The sequence below is a fragment of the Erwinia sp. OLFS4 genome, from assembly GCF_002752165.1.
Lineage (GTDB): Bacteria > Pseudomonadota > Gammaproteobacteria > Enterobacterales > Enterobacteriaceae > Izhakiella.
Map to the genome: position 1 here is coordinate 1 of NZ_MOMB01000048.1, position 13,028 is coordinate 13,028.

The following is a 13,028-nucleotide window of genomic DNA, read 5'->3' on the forward strand; positions in this document are numbered from 1 at the left end:
AGCATCTGACGGGCAAAATTTTCACCCAACGCATTGAACGTAATAACCTGACGCTCCGCACCCGCATTAAACGGTTGGCTCGTAAAACAATCTGCTTTTCGCGCTCAGTTGAGATCCACGAAAAAGTCATTGGAGCGTTTATCGAGAAACACATGTTCTACTAATTGGAGGCATCACCATAATTCGCACTGATAGTGCGTTTTTTGCTGGCTGTTTTTTGCTCATACTCACGTCTTTTTTTGACGCTAAGATAGCCGCCGGCGCCCGAACCGGCTAAGCTGAGCTACTTGTTACGATTTACCCGATAATATGAATAAAATCGTCTTTGTTGAAGATGACCCGGATGTGGGTCAGTTAATTGCTGCTTACCTTGGCAAGCACGATATTGATGTTATTGTCGAAAGCCGCGGCGACCGTGCTGAAGAAACCATTGCCAGTACCGATCCGGACCTGGTGATGCTTGATATTATGCTGCCCGGTAAAGATGGCATGACGCTGTGTCGCGATTTACGTGCTTCGGCACGCTGGTCTGGACCGATTGTTCTGCTTACCTCGCTGGACAGTGATATGAATCATATTCTGTCACTGGAAATGGGGGCCAATGATTATATTCTGAAAACCACGCCACCGGCAGTTTTGCTGGCACGACTGCGGCTACATTTGCGCAATGCCAGTATGCTGCAGCAAGCAGATGATAGTGTGATATTGCCGGCAACGCAGAAAGCGTTGCGCTTTGGTAGCCTGTTTATCGATCCGATTAACCGTCAGGTTTCACTGAATAATGAAATTATTCAGCTGTCCACCGCCGATTTCGATCTGCTCTGGGAACTGGCTACCCATGCCGGCAGCATACTCAATCGCGATGCATTATTAAAAACCCTGCGCGGCGTTGAGTATGACGGTCTGGACCGCAGTATTGACGTGGCAATATCGCGCCTGCGCAAAAAACTACTGGATAACGCCACCGAACCCTATCGTATTAAGACCATCCGTAATAAAGGTTATTTATTTGCGCCTCATGCCTGGGATACGCCATGAGAAAGTTGTTTATTCAGTTCTATCTGCTGCTGTTTGTCTGCTTCCTGGTGATGACCATGCTGGTAGGACTGGTGTACAAATTTACCGCTGAACGCGCCGGGCGGGAATCGATGGACGACCTGATGAAAAGTTCGCTCTATCTGATGCGCAGCGAACTGCGCGAGATCCCACCACGTGACTGGAACAAGACCATTGAAAATCTTGATCTCAATTTGTCGTTCAAACTGCATATTGAACCCCTGAATAAGTATCAGCTGGACGCCGGAAGCCTCAGGCGGTTGCGTAATGGTGAAATTGTCGCGCTGGATGATGAATATACCTTTATACAGCGTATCCCGCGTAGCCATTATGTCCTGGCCGTTGGACCCATTCCCTACCTGTTTTATCTTCACGAGATGCGCATATTTGACATCTCACTGATGTTTTTTATTGGTATCTCACTGGCACTACCGGTATTTATCTGGATGCGACCGCACTGGAAAGATCTGCTGCGGCTGGAAAAAGCCGCACAACGCTTTGGCCACGGTCATCTTGACGAACGTATTCATTTTGAAGCCACTTCCAGCCTGGCCCGTCTTGGAGTGGCTTTTAACCAGATGGCCGATAACGTCAACACCTTGGTGAGCAGTAAAAAACAGCTGATTGACGGTATTGCTCATGAACTTCGCACGCCGCTGGTGCGCCTGCGCTACCGGCTGGAAATGAGCGATAATCTGAGCGAGGCCGAGCGCCAGGTACTTAACCGCGATATTGGTCAGCTTGAAGCGCTGATTGAAGAACTGCTGACCTACGCCAGACTCGATCGGCCACGCGTCGACCTTAATATTCAGCCGCTCGAGCTGGCCTGCTGGCTCAGCGAAAAGCTGGCAGATTTTCGCCTGATTAATCCCGACTATGACATCAGCCTGGTGACCACCCAGGGGCACACCACAGGCATGACAGATCCGCGCCTGATGGAACGGGTTCTGGATAATCTGGTGAATAACGCATTGCGTTATGCCCGCCATCAACTACGGGTAAGCCTGTGGTTTGACAATCATACGGCTTTTTTACAGGTAGAAGATGATGGCCCAGGTATCCCGCCGGAAGAGCGCCAGCGGGTATTTGAGCCATTTGTACGTCTCGATCCCAGTCGCGACCGGGCAACCGGAGGATGCGGACTCGGCCTGGCTATTGTGCATTCTATTGCCCAGGCATTTGGCGGTCAGGTAATGATTGACGGAAGTCCACTCGGCGGTGCCAGCGTCCGTTTTTGCTGGCCGGTTAATCTGCCCCCTTTACAGAAAAATTAATCAAACGGAGTCCGCTTATGTCCAGTGCCTATACCCGTCTGACCGACCGTTTTCAGCGACTGTCCCGTTTTAGTCACCTTTCAGCGATTGCCGGTTGGGACATGATGACCATGATGTCGCCGGCAGGTAGCCAGGCACGTGGAGAAGCCCTCGCTGAACTCGGTGTCCTGCAACACCAGATCCTGACCAGTCCAGCCACCGCTGATGATCTGGCACAGGCCAAACAGGAATCCTTGAACGAAATTGAACAGGCAAACCTGGCTGAAATGACGCGCGCCTGGCAACAGGCTGTTATTCTGCCGGCTGAACTGGTGCAAGCAAAATCCATTGCCGGCGCACGTTGTGAACATGCGTGGCGTAGCCAACGCCCGGCAAATGACTGGTCGGGTTTTGCTGAAAACCTGAAACAGGTTGTCAAACTCAGTCGTCAGGAAGCTGAACTTCGCGCACAGGACGGCGGCATCTCTCGCTATGATGCACTACTGGCGCTGTATGAACCCGGCATGACCAGCCAGCAGCTCGACACCATTTTTACCGATATTAAAAGCTGGCTGCCCGCCCTGCTCCAGCAGGTTATTGCCCGTCAGCGCCGGCAGACTTTGGTGCCACCGCAAGGGCCGTTTGCGGTTGATAAACAACGTCAGCTTGGGTTAAGTATCATGTCCATGCTGGGATTTGATTTTAACGCTGGCCGGCTGGATGTCAGCGCTCATCCGTTTTGTGGCGGCGTTCCCCAGGATGTTCGCATCACCACCCGTTATGATACCCACAATTTTTTGTCGGCCCTGATGGGGGTAATCCATGAAACCGGCCACGCTCGCTATGAACAAAATTTGCCAAAACAATGGCAGGGCCAACCGGTAGCACTCGCCAGATCGACCGCCATTCATGAGTCTCAGAGTTTATTTTTTGAAATGCAGATAGGCCGCAGTCCGGCATTTCTTACTCGCATCCTGCCGCAAATTATTCATCACCTGGGCTATCAGCAGGCTTTCAGCGCAGATAATCTTATCGCACTGGCACAACGTGTACAGCCGGGACTGATTCGGGTGGATGCCGATGAAGTCAGTTATCCGATTCATATCATCGTACGTTATGAAATCGAACGGGCATTAATTGAAGGCGAAATCGAAGTCGAAGATATCCCGGTATTGTGGCAGGAAAAAATGCAGCAGCTGGCCGGCATTGATACCACAGGCAACTATCGCGATGGATGTATGCAGGATATTCACTGGACCGACGGTGCCTTTGGTTATTTCCCAACCTATACCCTTGGCGCAATGTACGCAGCCCAACTTTTTCAGGCGCTCAGTACGGCGCAGCCTGCGCTACAACAGCAGATTGCCAGCGGCGAGATGCAGCAGGTTTTCAACTGGTTACAACACAACGTCTGGCAATATGGTAGCCGTCTCAGTAGTCGTGAACTGATTGTCCGGGCAAGCGGTGAAGATCTCAATCCCCACTGGTTTCGCCAGCATCTGACACAGCGTTATCTGCCCGACTGAACAGCGACGGTGAGTTGTAAGCTACGCACGCCTGGCTGTAACAGCAATTTAAACGGTTGCCTGCGCGTCTGAATCAATATTTAACGCCGTCTTTTCGTTATATAATCTTCGATATAACGAAAGGGAGAGGACGATGAACCAATTAACCACGCTGCTATTACTGGCCGCGTTTGTTTTGGGATTTAATGCCAGCGCAGAAGCATCAAGACAGATAACCGACCAGATCGGCCGTCAGGTCACTATTCCTGATAAGGTAGATCGGGTGGTTGTTTTGCAGCATCAGACGCTCAATTTGCTGGTACAGCTAAACGCAGCCAGCAAAATGGTCGGGGTGCTGGCCAACTGGAAACAGGAACTGGGTGATGACTATGCCCGGCTGGTTCCTGGGCTTAACCAGATTCCGCGGGTGGGCGATCTGACGCATGTTGATGCGGAAAAACTGGTCACGCTACGCCCGCAGGTAGTATTTGTCACTAACTATGCCCCGCGTGAAATGATTGACAGTATCAGTGCGCTGGGTATCCCGGTGGTGGCCATTTCGCTGCGTCATGATGCGCCGGGGGAGCGCAACAAATTCAATCCAACGCAAACTGATGAAGAACTCGCCTATGCCAGCGGCTTACGCGAAGGCATCAAATTGATTGCTGATATTGTCAATAAGCCGCAGGAAGGCGCGGCTCTGATTGCTGCAGCCACGGAAGGACATCAGTTAGTTAGCGCGCGTACCGGCAATCTGCCCGCGGCACAGCGGGTGCGTGCCTATATGGCAAACCCCGATCTCACTACCTACGGTTCAGGAAAATATACCGGCCTGATGATGAGCCATGCCGGGGCACTGAATGTCGCTGCCGCAACGGTTAAAGGCTATAAACAGGTCGCCATGGAGCAAGTGATTGCCTGGAATCCACAGGTTATTTTCGTCCAGAGTCGGTTTCCCCAGGTGGTGAAACAAATCGAAAACGATCCGCGCTGGCAGACAATAGACGCCGTACGCCAGCACCGGGTCTGGCTGATGCCAGAATATGCCAAAGCCTGGGGCTACCCGATGCCGGAAGCACTGGGGCTGGGGGAATTATGGATGGCCAAAAAATTGTATCCACAAAAATTTAGCGATATTGATATGCAACAACGGGTGAACCGCTGGTACCTGCGTTTTTACCGCCATCCCTATCAGGATAACCACGGATGAACGTTCTGGCGGCTGGCAGTCTGCAAGGGGTCTGGCCCTGTCTGATGGCGCACAGCCCCTGCACTGAAGCCATCAGTCAGACCCGTTTTGGTCCGGCAGGTTTACTGCTTGAATCTGTGCTGGCTGGCAGCCATTGTGATTTGTTCGCTTCAGCCAATCAGGCACATCCACAGTACCTGCTGACGGCGGGCATTGCGCAATATATTCGGCCCTTTGCAACAAACAGACTCTGTCTTACGGTTCGGTCGCAGGCCTGTCAGCATGACGATGACTGGCTGACACTGTTACGTCGCCGCGATCTGCGGCTGGCCACCTCGACAGCCGGTTGCGATCCCAGTGGTGATTACGCGCTGCAGTTGTTCGATCTTATTGCCCGTGACCATCCGGCTCTGGCACGTTCCCTCAGACAACGTGCTTTACCGCTGGTGGGCGGTCGTCATAGCCTGTCAGCGCCGCCGGGACAACTGGCCGCAAGCTGGCTGATTAACCAGGGGCATGCTGATATGTTTATTGGCTATGCCAGTTACCTGCCCCTGCTCCGTCAGGATCCGAGGCTACGGGTTTTTACTATTCCGACCCGTTATAACCCGCCGGCAATCTACACCCTGGCGGTCCTTCATCCAATCGCCGGAGAACTGGCAACTTATCTCACCTCTGCTGTCGCGGCCCGTGTGCTCAGCAACGCCGGCTTTAACCAGCAGCAATAAACCGCACATTAATTGCTGCCGGTTTGTTACCGGCGTTAATTTACCTCAGCGCACGTTTGTACAATCGGTTACATGCCGATACCAATGACTCACGGAAAGCGAGCAGTCGTTTGCCTATATTGACGCTACCGGCCCCGCAGTGGGCTGCTAAATGAAATAATACTTGAGGATTTTTTAATGAAAAAATTATTTGCTCTGGTTGTAGCCGCTGCCATGGGTCTGTCTTCAGTTGCTTTTGCTGCTGATACCACAGCTGCCCCGGCCACCTCATCGGCGCCTGCAACAGCGACCACTGCGGCACCTGCTAAAGTTGCTGCAAAAAAACATGTTAAGCATAAAAAAGTCGCTAAAAAAGCGGCTGACCAGAAAGCCCAGGCGGCTAAAAAGCACCACAAAAAAGTAGCCAAAAAAGCCGCTGACCAGAAAGCCCAGGCGGCTAAAAAACACCACAAAAAAGTCGCCAAAAAAGCCGCTGACCAGAAAGCTCAGGCGGCTAAAAAACACCACAAAAAAGTCGCCAAAAAAGCCGCTGACCAGAAAGCTCAGGCGGCTAAAAAACACCACAAAAAAGTCGCCAAAAAAGCCGCTGACCAGAAAGCCCAGGCGGCTAAAAAGCACCACAAAAAAGTCGCTAAAAAAGCCGCTGACCAGAAAGCCCAGGCGGCTAAAAAGCACCACAAAAAAGTCGCTAAAAAAGCCGCTGCTAAATAAGGTGCGCGGGAAGCCCTTCCCGAAGTAAACCAGTCAAACTCAACACCCGGATACGTCCGGGTGTTTCTTTAGTGGGGTCGCGGATGATGTTACGTCGCTACTTGTTTGAAATCATTCTCGGCACGATGATTCTCTGCGGTATTCTCGCCGCCAGTTTTTACTTCTGAGCAAATGACTGCGTTTATCCTGCAACCTGATCTCCCTTTTTTATTGCGGTAAGGCTATAGTAATAGCCGGATTTACAATAACAAATTACTCCTGTCTTTCTCCTGTCTGAGTGATGTATGCGCATACTGGCTGTCATTTTTGTAAGTTGCCTGAGCTTTTCGTACTCCTGTCTGGCGGATAACACTGCCCCCCAGGCAGACAATGAAAATAAGACGCTGTTTTTTGGCAAAGATGAGCGACTACCGGTCAGCGAGGTGACTCAATCCCCCTGGGATGCCATTGGTCAGCTGGAAACCGAGAGTGGCAACTTATGCACTGCAACCTTAATCTCAGCACATCTGGCCCTGACCGCAGGTCATTGTCTGGTTACCCCACCACACGGCAAAATCGACAAGGCCGTCGCACTACGCTTTGTCTCAGGAAGCAAAGGCTGGCGTTATGAAATCCACGATATTGAAACCCGGGTGGACCCGGCGTTAGGCAGAAAACTTAAAGCCGATGGTGATGGCTGGATCGTTCCTTCCGCTGCGGCACCCTTCGATTACGGGCTGGTCATTTTACGCAACCCCCCTTCCGGTATCACGCCGCTCCCCCTGTTTGACGGCACGCGCGCTGCATTATCCGATGCGCTTAAAGCCGCCGGTCGCAAGGTTACTCAGGCGGGTTATCCGGAAGATCATCTTGATACGCTTTTCGCCCATAGCGGTTGTCTGGTAACCGGCTGGGCACAAAAAAATGTATTATCCCACCGCTGTGATACTTTGCCAGGTGATAGCGGTTCACCGATGCTGATAAAAACAGGTGATAGCTGGCAGATTGTTGCAATTCAGAGTTCTGCGCCGGCCGCCGCCGATCGTTATCGCGCCGATAACCGGGCTATTGCCATCACCGCCTTTCGCGATAACCTGCAACAGCTTGCCGCACAATAAGCAAAAATGGGGCTGGTCTGGCCCCGCAGTGTTCAGTAGAGAAAACCCGCATTAAACAATAGATTGCTCCGGTGCATCATCCAGCGTCCGCGTTTCCCATGCAACGGTAACGCCATCCTTTTCTGCGCGGCGATTGCCTGTGGTAAAAAGCGAAGCCACACCGGCATGACCAACGAGCATTATCAGGCGCGCACCGGCAAAAGCAACATACTGACTCTTCGCGATGCACCAGCCGAAACAACGGAAATAAGGGTCAGCGAAATATTGCACGTTAAACGCTATTAGCGTGAGGTATCGTTCCACTTCACCCTCGCCCGAAACGAATTTCAACCGATCACAGGCGACTCAGCTGCTCCATCGCCTGTAACACCCGCTTGTCAGAAACCGGATAAGGCGTTCCCAGCTGCTGGGCAAAATAACTCACGCGCAGCTCTTCAATCATCCAGCGAATTTCTGCCACATCGGCAACGTCACGCTGCGCTGGCGGCATTTTATTCAGCCAGCTTTGCCAGGCCTGCTGAACCTGACTGACTTTAAGCATGCGCGCACGGTCACTGTGCGGATCAATCGCTAACTTCTCCAGCCGCCGCTCAATGGCGCTAAGATAGCGCAATACATCCGGCAGACGCCGCCAGCCAACAGCCGTGACAAAGCCACGAAATACCAGTCCGTTCATCTGAGCTTTGATATCAGCCAGCGCCAGTGCCAGCGTCATATCTACCTGCCCTTTTAACCGTTTATTAATGGCAAAGGTTTTGCTCAGAATTTGTTCCACCTCACCGGCAATGGCAACCACGTTATCATTAAGCTGTGCCCGCACGGTGTCGTGCAGCGCCCGGAATGCCGCTTCCTGCCAGACCGGTCCACCGGCACTGTCAATCAGTTTATCCACGCCGCAGGCGATACAGTCATCAATCACATCCAGCACTTTGCCATAAGGATTAAAATAAAGCCCCAGCTTGGCTTTGTTGGGCAATTTTTCATGTAAATATTTAACGGGTGACGGAATATTCAGTAACAGCAGCCGACGCAAACCCGCGCGCATCATGCGTTGCTGTTCATATTCTGAATCAAACAGCCTGATGGCCACACTCTGTTTCTCATCCACTAACGCCGGCCAGGCTTTCACACTGTAACCACCACGCTTCTGCTGGTAGTGACGCGGCAGATCGCCAAAACTCCACTGTTGCAAATTCTGCTGTTCCAGACCGGCATCTGCAACCTGTGACAGGGTTTGCTGTACCCTGGCTTTTAGCGCCAGTTTCAGTGCAGCCAAATCTTTACCTTCAGCTAAAGTACGCTGATTTTCATCCAGCACGCGAAAGGTCATTTTAAGATGGTCGGCAACCAGATCCCATTGCCAGCTATCACGCGCCACCGTGACGCCAGTCATACGGCGAAATTCACGTTCGAGCGCATCCAGAAGCGGCAATTCAAATGGCGTAACCCTGCTGAGAAAAGCCTGCGCATAATCAGGAGCTGGCACAAAATTGCGCCGGACTGTTTTTGGCAAGGACTTTATTAACGCGCTAACCAGTTGCTGGCGCAGGCCGGGGATTTGCCATTCAAAACCACGATCCGCAACCTGATTCAGTAATGTCAGGGGAATATGCAGAGTGACGCCATCAGCGCCATCACCCGGCGTAAACTGATAGCTCAGACGCAAGGTAAGATCGCCCTGCTGCCAGACATCCGGAAAATCGAGTTTGCTAACCTTGTCATTGCCACTGCGGACCAGCATTTCACGCGTAAAATGCAGTAACTGCGGCTGCTGACGTTCTGCTTGTTGCCACCAGCTATCAAAATGGCGGCTGGAGACAACCTCCTGACCCAGCCGCTGGTCATAAAAGGCAAATAAAGTTTCATCATCGACCAGAATGTCACGCCGACGAGTTTTATGTTCCAGCACCTCAAGATCACGTCGTAGCTTCTGATTGGCATGAAAAAAGGCATGCCGGCTCTGCCATTCGCCTTCAACCAGCGCATGGCGGATAAACAACTCTCTGGACAACACGGGATCGATCTGCCCGTAATTCACCTTGCGGGCGACCACCACTGCCAGCCCAAATAAGGTAACTTTTTCCGTCGCCATCACCGCACCCTGCTTTTTTTCCCAGTGTGGCTCGCTGTAACTCCGCTTGATCAGATGCTGTGCCAGAGGTTCAATCCACTCCGGTTCGATACGCGCCGCAATACGCCCCCACAAGCGGCTGGTTTCAACCAGCTCCGCCACCATCGTCCAGCGGGGTGGTTTCCTGAATAATCCGGAACCCGGAAAAATAGCAAAGTGACTATTACGGGCACCGGTAAACTCGGGTTTTTCAGCGTCTTTCTGTCCGATATGAGATAACAGGCCACTCAGTAAGGCTGTGTGTATCGCGCGGTAATCCGCCGCTTGCTGATTAATGGTCAGTCCAAGCTCTCGCACAACCTGGCGCAGCTGGGTATAAACATCCTGCCATTCACGTACCCGCAGATAATTAAGGTAATCGGTTTTACACTGTCGTCTGAACTGGGTTGATGACAGCGTTTTTTGCTGTTGTTGCAGATAGTCCCACAGCGTAACAAACGCCATAAAATCAGAGTCTTTATCGGCAAAACGCCGGTGCTTTTCATCCGCTGCCTGCTGACGATCCGCCGGGCGTTCACGCGGGTCCTGTATCGAAAGCGCCGCAACAATAATCATCACTTCGCGAAGTGCAGCCACTTTCGGCGCTTGCAGTACCATCCTGGCCAGCCGGGGATCCACCGGCAGCTGTGACAAAGCGCGCCCGGACTGAGTCAGCGTATAGCCCGCGTGATGTTGTCGGATAGCGCCCAGCTCTTCAAGCAGGCGGACACCATCCTGAATATGGCGTTTATCCGGTGCTTCAACAAACGGAAAGGCGCTAATATCACCCAGTCCCAACGCGGTCATCTGCAAAATAACCGAAGCCAGATTGGTGCGCAGAATTTCCGGATCGGTAAAGGCAGGCCGGCTGAGAAAATCATCTTCCGCATACAGCCTGATACAGATACCCGCAGATACCCTGCCGCAGCGCCCTTTTCGCTGATTGGCGGAGGCCTGAGAAATGGATTCAATAGGCAGACGCTGTACTTTGGTACGATAGCTATAACGGCTGATACGCGCCCGTCCGGGATCGATTACATATTTAATCCCGGGCACCGTCAGCGACGTTTCTGCCACGTTTGTTGCCAGCACAATACGGCGACCAGCATGAGAGTGAAACACTTTATTTTGTTCCGCATTCGATAGCCGTGCGTACAGCGGCAGAATCTCGGTATGCGGCAATTCACGCCGAACCAACGCATCGGCAGTATCACGAATTTCACGTTCACCGCTCATAAAGATCAGAATATCGCCCGGTCCTTCAGCGCAGAGTTCATCCACCGCGTCCAGAATAGCCTGCAACTGATCGCGCTCACTGTCATCCGCATCTTCAACCACCGGACGGTAACGCACTTCAACCGGATAAGTTCGCCCTGAAACCTCGATCACTGGCGCATTATTGAAATGACGAGAAAAACGCTGCGGGTCAATGGTGGCTGAGGTAATAATCACTTTCAAATCTGGCCGGCGCGGCAACAGTTCGTGCAAATATCCCAGTAAAAAATCGATATTCAGACTGCGTTCATGCGCCTCATCAATAATAAGGGTATCGTACTGTAACAGCAGCCGATCCTGCTGAATTTCTGCCAGCAGGATACCATCGGTCATCAGCTTAATCTGACTCAGCTCGCTGAGCTGATCATTAAAACGCACTTTGTAGCCAACGCAACCGCCCAGTGATGTCTCCAGCTCGGCGGCAATACGCTGAGCAACAGTACGTGCGGCCAGGCGTCGCGGCTGAGTATGTCCGATAACACCCAGTACGCCGCGACCTAAGGCCAGACATATTTTCGGCAGCTGCGTCGTTTTACCCGAGCCAGTTTCTCCGGCAACAATCACAACCTGATGGGCAGCAATGGCCTCGGCAATTTCCTGCTGTTTCTCGCTGACCGGCAGATTATCCGCCAGGGTTATCACTGGCGTGGCCGCGCGGCGCGCGGCAACAAGCTGCGTGGCGCGGGCAAACTCACCGGCAATTTCATCAGCCGCCTGCGCACGGCGGGCAGGGTTGTCTATTTTCTGGATGTGCTGTAAACGACGCTGTAAACGCTGGCGGTCGCGTAGCGTCAGACCCTCAAGCTGCGACCATAGCGTTTGCAAACAAATTGATGGTGTTTCTGACATGGTTACCCGGTTGTGAGACAACAATTGACCTGATTTAACTTCTGACCTGATTTAACTTTATATGCTGTGAACAGCGGTTTGCCGCGTCATCTTATCACAATCAGGGCCGGCGTGGCTGGCGTTGCGGCGCTTGTTCAATAAATTCGAATATACAACTCGAAATATTGCACTTTCTCTGCGGCGATTTTACTCATAGAGTGTAACCCATTGGGCGAAAAGCGTTCCTTATTAACCAAACAGGAAAAATTAATTATGAGCAAAGTACTTGTCCTGAAATCCAGCATCCTTGCAGGTTATTCAACTTCTGGTCAGCTGGCTGACCATCTGATTGCTGAGTGGAAAGTGGCTCATCCGGCAGATGAAATCACCGTACGTGATCTTGCAGCAAACCCGATCCCGGTTCTTGATGGCGAACTGGTCGGTGCCCTGCGTCCGTCAGATGCAACCCTGACACCGCGCCAGCAGGAAGCGCTCGATTTATCAGACGAACTGATTAGCGAGCTGAAAGCACACGATACGATTGTGATCACCGCGCCAATGTATAACTTTAATATTCCGACACAGCTGAAAAATTATTTCGATATGGTGGCGCGTGCGGGTGTCACTTTCCGTTACAGCGAAAATGGACCGGAAGGCCTGGTCAAAGGCAAAAAAGTGGTGGTGATTTCCAGCCGTGGTGGTATTCACAAAGATACCCCCAGCGACCTGCTAACACCCTACCTGAAACTGTTCCTGGGTTTCCTCGGCATGACGGAAGTGAACTTTGTATTTGCAGAAGGTACAGCCTATGGTCCGGACGTTGCTGGCAAAGCCGCTGCCGATGCGAAAGATGCACTGAAACAGATTATTGCTGCCTGATTCAGCCGGCGCTAATAGCAATATATAAAAGCGATCGCCGGATCGCTTTTTTATTGTTCGCTTTTTTGTAGCCACAGTCAGTTAATGCCGCGTACATACTCACCTGCCGCCGCCCGCTCTACCAGTTTTTTTCCGGCCAGGGAAGCCACCTCGTGGGTAGTCAGATTATTTTGTTGTGCCAGACGCTGATACTGCTGCTGGCGTCCCGCATTAACGCGCGCAACCAGTTGCTGGGTTTCCCTGTCATTCTGTCGTGCTGCCAGATATCCGCTCAGCGTTTCCCCCACGCGCCCACTGCTGCGCGCTTGATCCAGAGTCAGTGCCAGACTGACCGGTGCAATCAGCAATAGCGCCAGTAACCAGCCAGCGTAACGCTTGTTCTTCATGGTGTTATCCT

At 52.1% G+C, this 13,028-nt stretch carries 12 protein-coding genes; 9 read left to right on the top strand and 3 right to left on the bottom strand.

From position 1 onward, the window contains the following. The 8 genes from BL249_RS09680 to BL249_RS09715 form a co-directional block, all read left to right on the top strand. On the top strand, positions 1–164 hold a 164-nt coding region (locus BL249_RS09680; protein ID WP_241898819.1), incomplete at its 5' end, for an IS1 family transposase. Positions 165–309: 145 nt separating this feature from the next. Beyond that, the gene (gene rstA, locus BL249_RS09685) at positions 310–1,038 is read left to right on the top strand and encodes a two-component system response regulator RstA (RefSeq protein WP_099707538.1); all 729 of its coding nucleotides are present in this window, start codon (positions 310–312) and stop codon (positions 1,036–1,038) included. Further along, complete coding sequence (gene rstB / locus BL249_RS09690) at positions 1,035–2,330, top strand: two-component system sensor histidine kinase RstB (RefSeq protein ID WP_099707537.1); 1,296 nt, start codon at positions 1,035–1,037, stop codon at positions 2,328–2,330. The genes rstA and rstB overlap by 4 nt, the downstream gene beginning before the upstream one ends. 17 nt (positions 2,331–2,347) lie before the next feature. Further along, positions 2,348–3,835 (top strand): carboxypeptidase M32, encoded by a 1,488-nt coding sequence (locus BL249_RS09695; protein ID WP_099707536.1) that lies wholly within the window; start codon positions 2,348–2,350, stop codon positions 3,833–3,835. Positions 3,836–3,968: 133 nt separating this feature from the next. Further along, entirely contained in the window at positions 3,969–5,024 is a 1,056-nt protein-coding gene (locus BL249_RS09700; protein WP_099707535.1) for an ABC transporter substrate-binding protein, read from the top strand. After that, entirely contained in the window at positions 5,021–5,731 is a 711-nt protein-coding gene (locus tag BL249_RS09705) for a substrate-binding domain-containing protein (RefSeq protein WP_099707534.1), read from the top strand. Before BL249_RS09700 ends, BL249_RS09705 begins: the two co-directional genes overlap by 4 nt. Positions 5,732–5,908: 177 nt before the next feature. Beyond that, the gene (gene asr, locus BL249_RS09710; RefSeq protein WP_099716812.1) at positions 5,909–6,442 is read left to right on the top strand and encodes an acid resistance repetitive basic protein Asr; all 534 of its coding nucleotides are present in this window, start codon (positions 5,909–5,911) and stop codon (positions 6,440–6,442) included. Between the two features lie 284 nt (positions 6,443–6,726). Beyond that, the gene (locus BL249_RS09715) at positions 6,727–7,539 is read left to right on the top strand and encodes a trypsin-like serine peptidase (protein WP_099707532.1); all 813 of its coding nucleotides are present in this window, start codon (positions 6,727–6,729) and stop codon (positions 7,537–7,539) included. A 51-nt stretch (positions 7,540–7,590) separates the two neighbouring features. Here BL249_RS09715 and BL249_RS18745 read toward each other — a convergent pair whose 3' ends face one another. Further along, a complete protein-coding gene (locus tag BL249_RS18745) occupies positions 7,591–7,842 on the bottom strand; it encodes a hypothetical protein (protein WP_143354882.1) in 252 nt (83 codons plus the stop codon). 31 nt (positions 7,843–7,873) lie between these two features. Further along, positions 7,874–11,773, bottom strand: coding sequence for an ATP-dependent RNA helicase HrpA (gene hrpA / locus BL249_RS09720; RefSeq protein WP_099707531.1), 3,900 nt, complete (start codon positions 11,771–11,773; stop codon positions 7,874–7,876). 252 nt (positions 11,774–12,025) lie between these two features. Here hrpA and BL249_RS09725 point away from each other — a divergent pair, with 252 nt between their 5' ends. Beyond that, positions 12,026–12,631 (top strand): FMN-dependent NADH-azoreductase, encoded by a 606-nt coding sequence (locus BL249_RS09725; RefSeq protein WP_099707530.1) that lies wholly within the window; start codon positions 12,026–12,028, stop codon positions 12,629–12,631. 77 nt (positions 12,632–12,708) lie between these two features. Here the strand turns inward: BL249_RS09725 and BL249_RS09730 are convergent, their stop codons facing one another. Then, entirely contained in the window at positions 12,709–13,017 is a 309-nt protein-coding gene (locus BL249_RS09730) for a YdbL family protein (RefSeq protein WP_099707529.1), read from the bottom strand. Positions 13,018–13,028 lie beyond the last annotated feature (11 nt).